The organism is Bacteroides sp. RTP31139st1_H2_RTP31139_211217 (assembly GCF_040227615.1).
Classification (GTDB): Bacteria; Bacteroidota; Bacteroidia; order Bacteroidales; family Bacteroidaceae; genus Bacteroides; species Bacteroides uniformis.
Genome location: NZ_JBCNZM010000021.1, coordinates 1,082 through 17,722, shown reverse-complemented (window position 1 = coordinate 17,722; position 16,641 = coordinate 1,082). Strand labels below are relative to the sequence as shown.

General features: G+C 46.6%; 16 protein-coding genes. 13 read left to right on the top strand and 3 right to left on the bottom strand.

Features of this window, described 5'->3' with window-relative positions:
* Positions 1–127 precede the first annotated feature (127 nt).
* The 8 genes from ABUA47_RS05330 (at position 128) to ABUA47_RS05295 (ending at position 6,322) form a co-directional block, all read left to right on the top strand.
* A complete protein-coding gene (locus ABUA47_RS05330) occupies positions 128–409 on the top strand; it encodes a hypothetical protein (protein ID WP_117589216.1) in 282 nt (93 codons plus the stop codon).
* 2 nt (positions 410–411) lie between these two features.
* Entirely contained in the window at positions 412–654 is a 243-nt protein-coding gene (locus tag ABUA47_RS05325) for a hypothetical protein (protein ID WP_117589215.1), read from the top strand.
* A 602-nt stretch (positions 655–1,256) separates the two neighbouring features.
* Entirely contained in the window at positions 1,257–1,760 is a 504-nt protein-coding gene (locus tag ABUA47_RS05320; protein WP_147335287.1) for a helix-turn-helix transcriptional regulator, read from the top strand.
* Positions 1,761–1,784: 24 nt separating this feature from the next.
* Positions 1,785–2,876, top strand: coding sequence for a type I restriction endonuclease (locus ABUA47_RS05315; RefSeq protein ID WP_117589212.1), 1,092 nt, complete (start codon positions 1,785–1,787; stop codon positions 2,874–2,876).
* 22 nt (positions 2,877–2,898) lie between these two features.
* A complete protein-coding gene (locus ABUA47_RS05310) occupies positions 2,899–3,174 on the top strand; it encodes a hypothetical protein (RefSeq protein ID WP_129643995.1) in 276 nt (91 codons plus the stop codon).
* Positions 3,175–3,531: 357 nt separating this feature from the next.
* The gene (locus tag ABUA47_RS05305; RefSeq protein ID WP_005828058.1) at positions 3,532–4,218 is read left to right on the top strand and encodes an energy transducer TonB; all 687 of its coding nucleotides are present in this window, start codon (positions 3,532–3,534) and stop codon (positions 4,216–4,218) included.
* Between the two features lie 316 nt (positions 4,219–4,534).
* Complete coding sequence (pdxH, locus tag ABUA47_RS05300; RefSeq protein ID WP_035448172.1) at positions 4,535–5,179, top strand: pyridoxamine 5'-phosphate oxidase; 645 nt, start codon at positions 4,535–4,537, stop codon at positions 5,177–5,179.
* Between the two features lie 99 nt (positions 5,180–5,278).
* Positions 5,279–6,322, top strand: a complete 1,044-nt coding sequence (locus ABUA47_RS05295) for a DUF2776 family protein (protein WP_005828056.1) — start codon at positions 5,279–5,281, stop codon at positions 6,320–6,322.
* Here ABUA47_RS05295 and pgl read toward each other — a convergent pair.
* From pgl to gnd, 3 genes are read right to left on the bottom strand one after another with little or no spacing between them, the layout of a single operon-like run.
* Complete coding sequence (gene pgl / locus ABUA47_RS05290; RefSeq protein WP_005836269.1) at positions 6,315–7,031, bottom strand: 6-phosphogluconolactonase; 717 nt, start codon at positions 7,029–7,031, stop codon at positions 6,315–6,317. The two genes, ABUA47_RS05295 and pgl, sit on opposite strands and share 8 nt — an antisense overlap.
* Positions 7,028–8,524: a glucose-6-phosphate dehydrogenase gene (gene zwf, locus ABUA47_RS05285; protein WP_035449216.1), complete on the bottom strand. Its 1,497-nt coding sequence runs from the start codon at positions 8,522–8,524 to the stop codon at positions 7,028–7,030. The genes pgl and zwf overlap by 4 nt, the downstream gene beginning before the upstream one ends.
* A gap of 17 nt (positions 8,525–8,541) precedes the next feature.
* A complete protein-coding gene (gnd, locus tag ABUA47_RS05280) occupies positions 8,542–10,017 on the bottom strand; it encodes a decarboxylating NADP(+)-dependent phosphogluconate dehydrogenase (RefSeq protein WP_034523384.1) in 1,476 nt (491 codons plus the stop codon).
* A 128-nt stretch (positions 10,018–10,145) separates the two neighbouring features.
* On the opposite strand from gnd, the gene ABUA47_RS05275 reads away from it, so the two are divergent.
* The 5 genes from ABUA47_RS05275 to ABUA47_RS05255 form a co-directional block, all read left to right on the top strand.
* Positions 10,146–11,306: a dicarboxylate/amino acid:cation symporter gene (locus ABUA47_RS05275; RefSeq protein ID WP_347774775.1), complete on the top strand. Its 1,161-nt coding sequence runs from the start codon at positions 10,146–10,148 to the stop codon at positions 11,304–11,306.
* Between the two features lie 74 nt (positions 11,307–11,380).
* A complete protein-coding gene (gene gmd / locus ABUA47_RS05270; RefSeq protein ID WP_005836261.1) occupies positions 11,381–12,457 on the top strand; it encodes a GDP-mannose 4,6-dehydratase in 1,077 nt (358 codons plus the stop codon).
* A gap of 26 nt (positions 12,458–12,483) precedes the next feature.
* Positions 12,484–13,560: a GDP-L-fucose synthase family protein gene (locus ABUA47_RS05265; RefSeq protein ID WP_035448170.1), complete on the top strand. Its 1,077-nt coding sequence runs from the start codon at positions 12,484–12,486 to the stop codon at positions 13,558–13,560.
* A gap of 20 nt (positions 13,561–13,580) precedes the next feature.
* The gene (locus tag ABUA47_RS05260; protein WP_349831450.1) at positions 13,581–15,995 is read left to right on the top strand and encodes a TonB-dependent receptor; all 2,415 of its coding nucleotides are present in this window, start codon (positions 13,581–13,583) and stop codon (positions 15,993–15,995) included.
* A gap of 101 nt (positions 15,996–16,096) precedes the next feature.
* Positions 16,097–16,641, top strand: a 545-nt coding sequence (locus ABUA47_RS05255; protein ID WP_349831452.1) for an AMP-binding protein, incomplete at its 3' end; no start/stop codon positions are given.

Sequence of the window (16,641 nt, the reverse complement as noted above, 5' to 3'; positions counted from 1 at the left end):
GTTATCTCACTCAAACTTCGCATCTTTGCTGCTGTTGTCGTTGTTGACGTTGCAAATATACTATCATTTTTGATTATAACAATCAATTATGATATATTTATTAGTTAATAAAATATAATATGATTGTATGACCTTAAGAGAATTGCTGAAAGAAAAGGGAATAGCCTATAAAGTTGTATCCGATGCCTTAGGTATTCACCCCAACAATATGCCACGATATGACGACTTAATGAAGCGTAGCGTAGAAGAGGTGATGATTATATCTAAGGCAACGAATATAGACCTATCAGAATTGATTGGAATTTCATTACCAAGACAATCAGAAGTACCAACCCCCATCACCAACGAACGCCTGTTCTCCGTCATAGAGAGCCAGCAACGTACCATCGAGAACCTTTCAAAGAAATAACTATGGGGAACTGGAGCGAACAACAAGCAGTAAAGCAAGAACGGAAAGAAAAAGATAAGACTAGACGAGACAAACTCGCAGGATATTTCTTCGACTTATCCAAACTTTCTTTCGCTGGGTTGGTCATAGGAATTACACTACCTTTGTTCTCTGACACCCAAAACGCAACAATGTGGCTCGTTGCTATGTTTGGAATAGTATTAACCGTATTGTCGGCATTGCTGGCAAACAAAATATTAAAATAGTATGGAAGTATTAATATTCGTTTTCGCAGTAGGAGTAGCAATAGTAGGCGGTATTTACCTATGGACATTCACCAAATCAGGCAAGAAGTGGCTTGCAAGTCTGTAATTATTGCATCCTTTCAAATAGACAGCCGTCAGAACGAACCCATAGAGGTTAAGAACTGAAAGGGTGGTAGAAATACTACCCCTTTTTAAATTTGCAACATCAATAAATCAAAGAACTACTCCTTTTTAGGTATTACTTTAATTTTGCCAACTCAACTATTTTTCATTATTTTGTAGTCGTTGTTGACGTTGATGTTGCAAAGATACTAACAGTTAGTACAAATACAAACTTTTACTATCTAAAAGTTAGTTTATTTACAACATTTAACTAACTGTTAGTATATTCAAATATGGAAGCTTGGAAAAGAGTTGAATTTATTATTGAAAAAGAAGGCTTGAATAAGAATTCATTCAGTAAAGCTATTGGTATATCTAATAATGTAACTATCACTCGCATTATTAACGAGCATCGTACACCTTCACGTGCAACATGTGAAAAGATAGTTAGTGCATTCCCTGCATACAATTTAGAATGGCTACTAACTGGTGAAGGAAATATGCTTACCGATGCTCCATCACAGACGTACCACTCCAACGCCCGCCCAGTTGACGATTTAAGCTACATGAACGTGCCCGTTATACACATCAAAGCACAATGTGGTTATCTCGCCGGATATGGAGATACCGAATATATAGACACCTTGCCCACAATGCCGGTAATCGTAGATAAGACCTATCACGGAAAATACCGCATATTTGAAGCAGAAGGTGACAGTATGGATGACAACAGCAGGCTTGCCATCTGCGATGGTGACAAGGTTTTAGCAAGGGAAGTAAGACGTGACCTTTGGCTTCCCAAACTTCATATTAACGACTGGTACTTCGTTATTGTACACCGTACAAACGGCATATCCATCAAGCAAATCACGGCCCAAGATGATAAAGGTAATATCACCTGCCACTCGCTCAATGAGTTATTCAATGACTACACCGTTAACCTTGATGATGTAGTGGAGATATACAACGTGATTAAGGTTGTTGAACGCAATATGAGACTATAATATCAATCTAAAAAGTAAAATACTATGGATTTTAAAGACACTATTAAACAGCTTGCTGATAGAATTGAAAAGCTGAAAGATAACATTCAGACAGAAGAAGCTACTAAAAATGCTTTCATCATGCCCTTTATTAATGCTCTGGGATATGATGTGTTCAATCCTTTGGAAGTATTGCCAGAAATGACCTGCGATATTGGGACCAAGAAAGGAGAAAAGATTGATTATGCCATCATGAAGGACGACCAGCCTATATTGCTGATTGAATGTAAGCATTGGAAGCAAGATTTAAACCTACATGATAACCAACTACTACGCTATTTCAACGTATCAAAAGCTAAGTTCGGACTTTTGACCAATGGAATTATCTACCGCTTCTATACAGATTTGAAAGAACCCAATATAATGGATGATAAGCCTTTTTTGGAAGTGGATATTACGGATTTAAGGGATAATCAAATCGAGGAACTGAAAAAATTCCATAAATCATACTTTGATGTGGACAATATTCTGAACTCAGCCAGCGAATTAAAGTACATGGGAGAATTAAAGGCTATTATCCAAGAAGAATTCTCCTCGCCTAGCACTGATTTTGTGAAAATGTTTGCTACCAAAGTTTATGAAGGTAGAATGCTTCAAAATATAATAGACCAATTCACACCTTTAGTCAAACGCGCTATCTCTTCACATATCAACGATATTATTAATGACCGTTTGAAAGGAGCTTTGACAGTTAGTGATTCCAAAATAGAGGAAAGCCAAACAAAAAACAGTGGAAACACATCAGAAGAGACTACAGAAGAAGTAAATACAGAATCCAAGATTGTCACTACAGAAGAAGAGTTAGATGCATACAGAATTGTAAAAGCTATCTGTAGAAAGAAAGTAGATATATCCCGCATAGTATATCGTGATGCACAGACTTATTTCAGTATTCTGCTTGATGACAACAATCGCAAACCTATTTGTCGTATGTATTTCAATACAGCCACTAAGTATGTAGCCACTATTGATGAAAACAAGAAAGATGTGAAACATGTTATTGAAACCCTAGATGACATCTATAATTACGAGGATGATTTCTTCAAGACAATAGACATGTATGAGCACAAAGATTGATGTCAATTCGATTATAGCAAATATGAATCAAATAATTACCGAATGCTCATGTCAGTGGAAAACTCCAAACCATTGTTCCCTCACCCCTACCTGCAAAGGCTGGGGGTGTCGGTTCCTTGCCACTCCCATAGATAAGTTGCCGACCACCGACAAGGAGAAAGCAAAACTGTTCTCCAAGGTATACCGGGAAGCGAAAGAAAAGGGTGTACTGGAATGTCCGCACTATCGTTCGCTTTTCATCGACGAGGTTCTAGAGAACATTGAGAAAAGTAACGTTATACAACAAAACATGAGCTGATTTTTCCTATTTATTGTCGACATCAGATTTAAACCAGCCTATAAAGAAGTGATACACAGATTATAGCTATATTTTCAATACAATAAGTCTAGTTTAGTTTTTGTGTGAAGCACTTCCTCCGTAAGCGAACGTTGGAAGTGCTTTTTACATATCAACACTATTTAATCCACAAGCAGAAAAATTATCAAAGCAAATTTAAAAAACTATATATAACTACATATCAAACACCAACATAACATTCATTTTCTTATCTTTAATACAGAAACAAGTGGGCACGCATGTTTTATGATTTTACTAATCACATCTGTATAATGTTAGTTTCGCGACAACCATTATACGGTAATAATCTTGTAAATTATGGAAATCAAGAAAACATCCAAAGCAAGCCTGGAAAACAAGAAGTCAAGTTGGCTACTTGTAGGTTATGTAATTGTGCTGGTCTTCATGTTCGTTGCATTTGAATGGTCGAAGCGTGATGTTAGGATTGACATGAGCGGTGCTATTACCGAGAACGTATTTGAGCAGGAAATTGAAATTCCTATCACGGAGCAACCCGAATTAGTAGCTCCGCCACCCCCTCAAGCTCCTGCAATTGCCGAGGTATTGACAATTGTGGATGATAATGACAATGTGAAAGAAACAGCCATTGCCTCTTCCGAAGAAATCGGTGAAGCTGTAATCATCAAACCCATATCTCCAACCGTAGATGAAGAGATTCCGGTAGAGGATGAGATTTTTGAAGTTGTAGAGAAGAATCCCGAGTTTTCTTATAATGGCATGAGTCTGATGCAATATCTGGGTAAGAGTATAAAATACCCGACTATTGCACAAGAGACCGGAACCCAGGGGCGCGTAATAGTACAATTCGTTGTCAACAAAGACGGCAGCATCGTAGATGTAAAAGTAGTAAGAGGCGTAGATCCCTATCTGGACAAAGAAGCTATCCGTGTGATTTCCACCATGCCCAAATGGAAACCCGGTGAGCAACGAGGCAAACCGGTCCGTTGTAAATTCACAGTTCCCGTAATGTTTAAATTACAATAGCAGACATGCCAGTGTCCACTTTCCACTTGTCTTCATAAGGTAATCTCCAATATCCGAGGGTGTGTCGAAACTGGTATTCACCACAGATTACACAGATTTGCACAGATAAGTATCTTTGACTATCAGTAGATTAAGCTCATTCTGTGTTAATCCGTGTAATCTGTGGTGAATTTTGACACACCCCCATTTTTTTAAGTATCAACACAGCCATTTCCTTCTTCCATATTTTTCTTTCCGCAGAAAAACAAAAACATTCAGCCCTCTCAGACTGTTACATAGAAAAACAATATATCACTCCTGATAAAACCACACGATAATGAAATCACAACTCTTTGACATCAGAAGAGAATATAAGAAAGGCAGGCTGACACCGGGTAACCTCAACGACAATCCCCTTGAGCAATTCGACCATTGGCTGAACGATGCTATCCATAGTGATGAGTACGAGCCCACCGCCATGACGGTAGCTACAGTCTCGTCAGACGGACATCCCTCTACACGCACAGTGTTGCTGAAAGGGGTGGAAAATGGCCGGTTCATCTTCTTCACCAACTACGAAAGCAGAAAAGGCCGGCAACTGACTGCAAATCCGTATATATCCTTATCTTTCGTATGGCACAAACTGGAAAGGCAAATACACATTGAAGGAAAAGCTGAAAGATGCGCTCCTGCCGATTCTGACGCCTATTTTGCAAGCAGGCCTTACAAAAGTAAAATCGGGGCGAGGATTTCACCCCAAAGTCACGTCATCGGCAGCCGTATGGAGATAATGCGCGCGTTCGTCCGCGAAGCGGCAACATGGATAGGGCAAAGTATCAAACGTCCCGACAACTGGGGAGGTTTTGCCGTCACCCCTTTCCGTTTTGAATTCTGGCAAGGACGGGAAAGCAGGCTACACGACCGTTTCCTCTATTCCCAACAAGCGGATGGCAGCTGGAAAAAGGAGAGGCTGGCTCCCTAAATACGGACAGGGAAACACTTCTCATCACAAATAAATCTTAAAAGGAGGAACAAAGCCACAGAAACGCTGTTTGAAGAGGAAACTCTAAAAACAACAGTTATGAATTACGGTATCAGTATTCTTTTCAGGGCTATACCCTTGTTGATGGCCCTTTTCTGTTTCGGCTACGGAGCCTTTGTGCTCCACGAAGGACTGGATTCGGCAAAATTTGTGGCCGGTCCGGTAGTATTTTCCTTAGGGATGATTTGCATTGCCTTGTTCGCCACAGCGGCAACAATCATTAGACAAATTATTCATACCTACAATCCGATAGCCAGATACGCACTTCCGGTTATTGGTTACCTGGCAGCCGTACTCACAGTAATCTATGGTTGGAATTATATGCACGAAGCTGCCACGGCAAGCAATTTCGTGGCAGGACACGTGATTTGCGGAGTCGGTTTCATCACAGCTTGTGTAGCTACCACAGCCACAGCCTCCACCCGCTTCACCCTCATTCCCGCCAACTCGGAACGTACCGACCAGCTACAACCTGCCGATGCATTCAATTCCTCCCAGGGATATATCCTGATAGCAGTTGCCACCCTTATGGCAGTAATGGCATGGATATGGGCCTTCTGGCTATTGTCAAAAAGCAGCGAGCACAATGCATATTATGTAGCAGGCCATGTCATGGCAGGACTTGCTTGTATCTGTTCCAGCTTGGTGGCGCTGGTTGCAACCATCGTCCGCCAGATACGCAACAACTATACAAAGTCTGAACGGAAACAATGGCCGGCCCTTGTTTTGATAATGGGCAGCATCAGCATTCTCTGGGGACTTCTGGTCTTGGCCAACAGCAATCCGGCACTCTCCTCCACAGGATATATTATGATAGGCCTGGGACTGGTATGCTACAGCATTTCCAGCAAAGTCATACTACTTGCCGCCATCTGGCGGAACACTTTCAAGCTGGCCAACCGCATCCCGCTGATTCCGGTCTTCACGGCCCTGGCTTGTCTGTTTCTCTCCGCCTTTCTGTTTGAGATGGCAAGCCTGCACAATGCCTATTTTGTCCCTGCACGCGTACTGGCAGGTTTGGGAGGCATCTGCTTTACATTATTCTCCATCGTAAGCATTCTGGAGAGCGGTACATCTAAGTAGACATTTTCCCGCCATTGGCCTGAGCATCGAGGAACAATTCCACACGCTCGGCATGGTGGGCCACATAAGCTGCCGGACCGGTATCCCCGGAATCAAGAATATCGCGGACCACATCCGCCTTATTCTTGCCGGTAATAAAGAAAATAAGATTCTTCGCAGCAAACAAAAGGCAGCCGGTCATGGCTATGCGTTTCTGCCCATTATAGGGATTGACACTCACCTCATAAGGATGAAAGGAAGAAAGCAGATATTCCTGCCCCGGAAAGATAGAGGAGGTATGCCCGTCGTCTCCAGCACCGAGCAAAACGACATCGAAGGCCGGGAAGCCACCCCAAAGCGGAACCGTGCGGCAAACCAGCGTCGAATAGTTCTTTGCTTCAATCTCCGGGCGGTTCACTCCATAAATAGGATAAACGTATTCATCAGGCATGCCTACTTCATCCAACAGCAAACGGCGCATGGTACCATAATTGCTCTCATAATCCTCTGCCGGCACACACCGTTCATCCACCCAATAAATCCGCATCCGCATCCAAGGAGTCACCTCCTTGTACTCGTTGGCCCAAATGTCAAACATCAGCGAAGGAGTACTTCCCCCACTGAATGCAAAATAAAAGGTCTTTTCCGGCTCACGCTCCATCATCGCAATCAAATGTTCAATCAACGCATGTGCCGTAGCTGTAGCCGAATGGTAAACATAACTTTTCATAACTCGCAATATTCATCTGTATTAGTCAAATTCTTACACGGATTGGTCCACTCAGCACCATGTTCGTGCATCATCGCTTCACTTTCCAAAGGTCCCCACGTACCTACGGGATACCCATATAAAGGAGCATCCGTATGCTCTTTCCAATAGCGCAACACGGGATCGAAAAAGCGCCATGAAGCCTCTACCGCGTCGCTGCGGGTAAAGAGTGTAGGGTCACCTTGTATGCAGTCCTCTATCAGACGGGCATAGGCATCGCCGGTAGGCAGCCCGCCCAACTGGTCATAACTGAAGTCCATCATCACCTGCTTCACGTCAAATCCCGGTCCGGGAGTCTTCATGCCGAATTTCAGCACAATGCCTTCATTGGGCTGCAGGCGGAGAATCAGCTTATTCGCACGGGGACAATGTCCACCCTCGCAACGAAACATCTGATGGGGCGTCTCACGGAAATGTACAACAATCTCAGTCACCTTTGTCGGCATTTGTTTGCCGGTACGGATATAGAAAGGAACACCCTTCCACCGCCAGTTGTTAATACCGATTTTCATGGCAATATACGTTTCGGTACGCGAATCAGGTGCCACGTTCTTCTCTTCCCTATACCCGGCTTTCGAGCCCAAAGCCGTATATTGTCCGCGGACAATGTGTTCCTCCAAATCCTCCTCTGTCAAGGGGGCCAATGACTCATAGACCTTCACCACCTCGTTGCGGAAATTATCGGCATTGAAAACGGCAGGCGGTTCCAATGCAGTGAGCGCCACAAGCTGTATGAGGTGGTTTTGTACCATATCGCGCAGGGCTCCGGCACCTTCATAGAATCCGCCACGTCCTTCGATACCCAGATTCTCTACGGCTGTAATCTCCACATAGTCTATATAATTACGGTTCCATAGCGGTTCGAAGATTCCGTTGGCAAAACGGAAGGCGAGAATGTTCTGCGCCGTTTCCTTACCCAGAAAATGGTCGATGCGGTAAATCTGATGCTCCTTGAAAACGGAAGCATAAATGCTATTCAGCTTTCTGGCTGACTCCAAATCGTAACCGAACGGCTTTTCAACGATGATACGCGTATCAGGACGGTTCAGACCGGCCGCCTTCAAGTGCAAGGGAATGACACCGTACAAGGAAGGTGGAGTAGCCAGATAGAACAGCAGGTTGTCCGGTTTCTTCTCACCGGTAAACTCTTGTAAACGTCCGTCCAGCAGGTGATAGCCTTCAACCTCGGCGGGATCCAATGTCTGGTAATGCAGATGGCTGCAAAAATCCCTCATTTTATCTTCCACCTGCTCTTTGGAAGCTACGAACTTACTCAATTCACTCATTATATATTCTTGGTAACGGGCATCCGTATACTCGGTGCGTCCTATCCCCAGAATGGAGAATCCTTCCGGTAACCGCCCGCCACTATATAAAGTATAGAGCGCCGGCATCAGTTTGCGCTTCGTCAAGTCACCCGAAGCGCCGAATATAACAATCACTAATTTATTCATCATCTTCTCCCCCTTTCTCACACATTGTACGTACCCGATTTCGTATCTCCTCCGTGTCCCGTCCAATTTTCATGGAAAAACTGTCCACGCAACTCGTCTGTCCTTTCAAAGGTATGCGCACCAAAATAGTCACGTTGCGCCTGAATCATATTGGCAGGCAACTTGGCAGACACCAGCGAATAGAAATAATTCAAGGCGGACGAGAATGCAGGCACCGGAAGTTCCTCTTTCATGGATTGTGCCACCAGATGTTTCCAGCCGGAAAGCAACAGCTGCATTTCATTTTTGAAATAAGGAGCCAACAGCAGATGTTTGGGCTTGTCTTTTGCCTCGAAAGCCGTAGCTATGTCGTTCAGGAAAATACTACGGATGATGCAGCCGCCCCGCCACATGCGTGCGATGGATGCCAAATCGAGGTTCCAGGCAAAAGCGTCGGATGCACGCTGCAACACGGCGAATCCCTGAGCATATGACACTAATTTGGAAGCATAGAGTGCGGAATAGATATCCTTCACCATCTCCGACTTGTTGTACACCGCCTGCGAGCGTCGGCATACAAATTGCTTGGAAGCCGTTTCACGCAAGCCCTTCTGTGCCGACAAACTACGTTCGAACACAGCCGTAGCAATCAGCCCCAACGGCATGCCCAGCTCCATCGCATTGATAACGGACCACTTGCCCGTACCTTTCTGTCCGGCGGTATCCAATATCTTATCTATCAGGTAACCTCCTGATTTGTCCTTATGACGCAGTATGTTGGCGGTAATTTCAATGAGATAGCTACGCAACTTACCCTCATTCCAATCAGCAAAGATTTCCGCCATCTGTCCATTGTCCAGACCAAGCAGATTCTTCATCACCCAATAAGCTTCGGCAATAAGCTGCATATCTCCATATTCGATACCGTTATGTATCATCTTGACGAAATGACCGGAACCGGCAGGACCAATCCACTGGCAGCACGGGGTACCGTCAGATGCTTTTGCCGCAATACTCTGCAGGATAGGCTTCACCTCAGGCCAGGCACTTTCAGATCCTCCGGGCATGATAGACGCGCCGTTCAGCGCTCCTTCCTCTCCACCGGAAACTCCAGCTCCCACAAAACGGAAGCCTTTCTTTTCGGCCAATGCCACACGCCGGTTGGTGTCCTCATAATTGGAATTACCACCGTCAATCAGGATATCCCCTTCGGACAAATGGGGAAACAGCTGTTCCATCAGTTCATCCACCGCACTGCCGGCACGAACCATCATCATTATTTTGCGGGGTATGGCAATGGAAGTTACAAATTCGGCTATATCTGTATAGCCTTCAATTTTTTTCCCTTTGGCGCGGCCGTTCACAAAACGCTCCACCACCCCTTCTTCCACTCCCGGAACCGTACGATTATATACCGAAACATTCCATCCCTTATCTGCCATATTGAGGGCCAAATTCTCGCCCATAACTGCCAGACCGATAAGTCCAATGTCTGTTTTATTTAAATTCTTCATATTCATGTAAATTTTGTCTTTATATGGAAACAAAATGCTAACAGCATTTGTTCGTATGAATTACGAAAATAAAATAGTACTTTTGTCAGCGAAAGCCTATTTTTCAACCAGACAGAAAACCAATGCTCATGAAGAACTTCCACATCGGACTATTGCCACGCATCATCATTGCCATTATCTTAGGTATACTTTTCGGAAATTTCCTACCGGCTTCGCTGGTACGGCTGTTCGTAACATTCAATGCCATTTTCAGTGAATTCCTGAACTTCTCCATCCCCCTCATCATTGTGGGACTGGTCACGATTGCCATTGCCGACATCGGCAAAGGAGCCGGACGGATGCTGGTCGTCACGGCGCTCATTGCTTACGGAGCTACCTTATTCTCCGGCTTTCTCTCCTATTTCACCGGTATGGCGGTATTTCCTTCCCTCATAGAAACCGGGGTGCCGTTAGAAGAAGTCAGTGAGTCTCAAGGCATTCTTCCCTATTTTTCCGTGGGTATCCCGCCCTTGATGAATGTTATGACCGCACTCGTACTTGCCTTCACACTGGGGCTGGGCCTGGCTCATCTGAAAAGTGAGGTACTGAAAAATGCGGCACGCGATTTTCAAGAGATTGTCATCCGCATGATCAGTGCAGTGATATTGCCGCTGCTTCCCATCTATATTTTCGGCATTTTCCTCAACATGACGCACAGTGGACAAGTATTCGGCATCCTGATGGTCTTTATTAAGATTATCGGTGTAATCTTCCTGCTTCACATCTTTCTCCTGGTATTCCAATACAGCATTGCGGCACTGTTTGTCCGCAAGAACCCTCTCAAACTACTGGGACGAATGATGCCTGCCTACTTCACGGCTCTAGGCACTCAATCCAGTGCCGCCACTATCCCTGTAACATTGGAGCAAAGTCGGAAGAACGGCATCTCTGCCGATATTGCCGGATTCGTCATCCCACTTTGCGCCACCATCCATCTGTCGGGCAGCACATTGAAGATTGTGGCATGCGCCCTGGCACTGATGATAATGCAAGGCATGCCCCATGATTTCCCTCTATTTGCAGGATTTATCTTCATGCTGGGCATCACTATGGTAGCCGCTCCCGGGGTACCGGGAGGCGCCATCATGGCATCACTGGGCATCCTGCAATCCATGCTGGGCTTCGACGAGTCGGCACAAGCGCTGATGATTGCACTATACATAGCGATGGACAGCTTCGGTACTGCCTGCAATGTGACGGGCGACGGGGCAATCGCACTGATTATCGACAAAGTGATGGGAAAGAAATAGTTTATATTTTGCCATCTCGTGGAAAATAACGAATATTGCAGTCCGAAAAGACATAATAACAAGAAGCATACATTATGAAGAAAGCCCTTATCTCCGGCATTACCGGGCAGGACGGCTCGTTCCTTGCCGAATTCCTCCTGCAGAAAGGATATGAAGTGCACGGTATCCTGCGTCGCTCTTCCTCTTTCAACACCGGCCGCATCGAACACCTCTACTTCGATGAGTGGGTACGCGACATGAAACAGAAACGTACCATTAATCTGCACTATGGAGACATGACAGACTCCAGCTCTCTCATCCGTATCATCCAGAGTGTGCAGCCGGACGAAATATATAACCTTGCCGCCCAAAGCCATGTCAAAGTATCCTTCGACGTGCCCGAATATACCGCCGAAACCGATGCCGTAGGCACCCTGCGCATGCTCGAAGCCGTACGCATTCTCGGTATGGAAAAGAAGACACGCATCTACCAGGCCTCCACTTCCGAGCTCTTCGGAAAAGTGCAGGAAGTGCCGCAAAGCGAAACGACCCCGTTCTATCCCCGCAGCCCCTATGGCGTAGCCAAACAGTATGGCTTTTGGATTACAAAGAACTACCGCGAAAGCTATGGCATGTTTGCTGTAAACGGCATACTCTTCAACCACGAGAGCGAACGCCGAGGTGAAACCTTCGTGACAAGAAAAATCACACTGGCGGCTGCCCGCATCGCCCAAGGCTTCCAGGACAAGCTGTATCTGGGCAATCTGGATGCCCGGCGCGACTGGGGATATGCCAAAGACTACATCGAGTGCATGTGGCTCATCCTGCAGCACGACACCCCCGAAGACTTCGTCATTGCCACCGGAGAAATGCATACCGTACGCGAATTTGCGACACTGGCATTCCGGGAGGTAGGCATCACTCTGTGCTGGGAAGGCCAGGGAGTGGATGAGAAGGGTATCGACACACAGACCGGAAAAGTCCTCGTGGAAGTCGACCCCAAATATTTCCGGCCTGCCGAAGTGGAACAATTGCTGGGCGACCCCACCAAAGCAAAAACACTGCTGGGATGGAATCCGAGGCAGACCAGTTTTGAAGAGTTGGTACGCATCATGGCAGAGCACGACATGAAATTTGTGAAGAAACTGTATTTAAGAAGCAAAGAGCTTTGAATGAACTATTAAACTTTCAGACAACAATGTTAGACAAAAATGCCAAAATATATGTAGCAGGCCACCGGGGACTGGTAGGTTCTGCCATCTGGAAAAATCTTGAGGAGAAAGGATACACCAATCTCATCGGCAAGACCCACACAGAACTCGATCTGCTCGACGGAGTTGCCGTACGCCGCTTCTTCGACGAGGAACAGCCCGAATATGTATTCCTTGCCGCCGCCTTTGTGGGTGGCATCATGGCCAACAGTATCTACCGTGCCGACTTCATCTACAAGAACTTGCAGATACAGCAGAACGTCATCGGCGAAAGCTTCCGCCACGGAGTGAAAAAACTTCTCTTTCTGGGCAGCACCTGCATCTATCCCCGTGATGCCGAACAGCCGATGAAAGAAGACGCACTCCTCACTTCTCCGCTGGAATACACGAACGAGCCCTATGCCATCGCCAAAATAGCCGGACTGAAAATGTGCGAAAGCTTCAATCTTCAATATGGTACGAACTACATTGCCGTGATGCCCACCAACCTTTACGGCCCCAACGACAACTTCGACCTGGAACGCAGCCACGTGCTCCCCGCCATGATACGCAAGATACACCTTGCCCACTGCCTGAAACAAGGCGACTGGAATGCCGTACGCCACGACATGAACCTGCGTCCGGTAGAAGGCATCAACGGCGACAGCAGCAAAGAGGACATTCTGAATATCCTCCGGAAATACGGCATCAGAGAAGAAGAAGTGAGATTATGGGGTACCGGCACCCCCTTGCGCGAATTCCTCTGGAGCGAGGAGATGGCAGATGCCAGCGTCTTCGTCATGGAACACGTCGACTTCAAAGATACCTTCAAGCTGGACGACAAGGAAATCCGCAACTGCCACATCAATATCGGTACGGGCAAGGAAATCACTATCCGCCAGTTGGCAGAACTGATTGTCAACACCGTAGGTTATCAAGGCCGGCTGACCTTCGACACTTCCAAACCCGACGGCACCATGCGCAAACTGACCGATCCCGGCAAGTTACATGCATTGGGATGGCATCATAAGATTGATATCGAGGAAGGTGTGCAACGCATGTACCGATGGTACTTGGGAAAGTAATTAGTGACGTCTGATTAGCCATGAATGTCATGCGGCACAAGGTGGGAGCTGTATTGTTTATATTGCTGATACTTTTATCAGGTATCAGCCCAACCGTACATGCCATGATGGTTCCCGTGACCTATTCCGTTCGCGGCAAAGTCATCGACAGACAGTCCAGACAACCCGTGGCCTACGCCAACGTTTTCGTTGCCGGCATCCCCGGGAAAGGGGCGTCCACCGATTCACTCGGCACATTCAAGATAGAGCAGGTACCTCCGGGCATCTATAGCCTTGAGGTATCCTGCATAGGATACCAGACTGTTTCCACCCCCGAATATATTGTTTCAGCCTCAACCCCGTTCATCGAGATAGAGATGGAAGAGGATGCCAATCTGCTGAACACAGTAGTGGTGGTGCCTTCCCCCTTCCGGCGAAGTATCGAAAGCCCAGTCAGCAGGCGTATCATCGGCTTGCAGGAAATAGAGAAAAGTCCCGGAGCCAACCGGGATGTCTCGCGCATCGTACGCTCCTATCCCGGCGTCTCTTTCTCTCCCATCGGCTATCGCAACGACTTGATTGTTCGGGGCGGTTCTCCTTCCGAAAACCGCTTTTATATGGATGGCATCGAAATTCCCAACATCAACCACTTTGCCACTCAAGGTGCATCCGGAGGACCGGTAAGCATTGTCAATGCCGACCTGATACGTGAGATTACATTTTATACGGGTGCCTTCCCCGCCAACCGCTCCGGAGCCTTGAGTTCCGTCCTCGACTTCCGCCTCAAGGACGGAAATCCGGACAAGCAGGCGTTCAAAGCCACCATCGGCGCATCGGAAGTCTCGCTCAGCGGAGCAGGCCATCTGGGGCAGCGCACCACTTATCTGTTTTCCGCACGCCAGTCCTACCTGCAACTCTTGTTCAAAGCTTTGGGACTGCCCTTCCTGCCCAATTTCATAGACGGACAATTCAAAACAAAAACCCGTTTCAACGAGCACAGCGAGCTGACCCTGCTTGGTCTTGCAGGCATTGACAAGATGAAACTGAATACCGATGAAAAAGGAGAAGATGCCGAATATCTGCTCAGCTATCTCCCCACCATCCATCAGGAAACATTCACTCTCGGAGCCTCTTACAGACACTACAATGGAAGGCACGTGCAATCCCTCATACTGAGCCATAACTACCTGAACAACCGTAATCTGAAATACCGCAACAACGATGACTCTTCCGAAGATAACCTGACCCTGCGCCTACGCTCCACAGAGCAAAAGACCACCCTGCGTTTTGAAAACCAAACGCGCTTGGGAGCATGGACCCTAAAGGAAGGAGCAGAACTGAACAACTCCATCTATGCAAACCACAGCCGGCAAAGACTATACGGCAGTCATTCGGGTACGCTCTCCATCTACGAAACCTCACTCAACATCTTCGGCTGGGGGGCTTTCTTCTCTTCCGACTATACCACCGCCGACAAGCGTCTGGCACTTTCTGCCGGTATCCGTATGGACGGCAACACTTACAACCGAAAGATGCGGCAGCTCTGGAAACAGTTCTCCCCACGCCTCTCTGCATCCTACAAACTCTCGGAACAATGGACCCTGAGCGGAAGTACCGGCCTCTACCACCAATCGCCTCCCTACACCGCTTTAGGATATAAAGACAATGAAGGGCAATATCTCAACAAAGGCCTGAAGTACATGCAGGTCTTTGAAAGCAGCCTCGGTCTGGACTGGCACCTGCAAGACCGGCTCATGGTTTCTGCAGAAGGTTTCTTCAAGCGTTACAGCCGTATGCCACTTTCCCTCCAAGACAACATTCCGTTGGCATGCAAAGGAAACGATTACGGTGTCACCGGCAACGAAACACTCGTCCCTACAGCCAGCGGAAGGGCCTACGGACTGGAAACCATGTTCCGCTGGCAGGCATCCGGCAAGTTCAATCTCGTATCTTCCTTCACCTTATACCGCAGCGAATACCGCAACCGTCCAGATGGAGACTTCATTCCATCCGCCTGGGACAACCGTTTCATCCTCAACATGAGCGGTACATACAACCTGTCCCAGCGCTGGAGCATAGGAGGCAAGCTAAGCTATATAGGCGGCAGCCCCTACACTCCCTATGATGAAGACAAATCATCACTCGTAGAAGCATGGGATGCCAAAGGACAGCCTTACTACGACTATGCGTACTACAATACCGGGCGGCTTCCCAAATTTGCCCAGTTAGACTTGCGTGTGGACAAGTCCTTCTACTTCCATCACTGCATGATAGGAATCTACCTGGACATACAGAATATCACCGGCAACAAACTGAAGCAACCGGATGTGATAATGAGTACGGGCATCATCGAAAATCCGTCCGCTCCCGTTGCCGAACAGCGCTATAAAATGAAATACCTCAAGCAGGAAAGCGGCACTATCCTGCCTACTTTAGGTATAACTGTCGAATTTTAACAAATAGCCACCATAAAAACTATTTTCCTTATAAAAGTTTGCTTTCTATATATAAACCCTTATATTTGCACAATTTTCAACCAAATGTGCAATTAAATATCATGGAACAAAGTTTTATCGCCTATATAGAGAATAGCATAAAGGAAAATTGGGATTTAGACGCTTTGACCGATTACAAGGGAGCAACCCTACAATATAAGGACGTAGCCCGCAAAATAGAAAAGCTGCATATCATTTTCGAGGCAAGCGGCATCAAGAAAGGCGATAAGATTGCCGTCTGTGGCCGCAACAGTTCCCACTGGGGCGTAACGTTCCTCGCAACATTGACCTACGGTGCGGTAATCGTCCCCATCCTTCACGAGTTCAAGGCAGACAATGTACACAACATCGTGAACCATTCCGAAGCCAAACTGCTTTTCGTAGGCGACCAGGTTTGGGAAAACCTCAACGAAAGTGCTATGCCGCTGCTAGAGGGCATCATGATGATGGCAGACTTCTACATTCTTGTCTCCCGCAGCGAAAAGTTGGACTATGCCCGCGAACATCTCAACGAAATGTTCGGTAAGAAATACCCCAAGAACTTCCGCAAGGAACATGTCAGTTATCACAAGGACCAGCCCGACGAACTGGCGGTCATCAACTATAC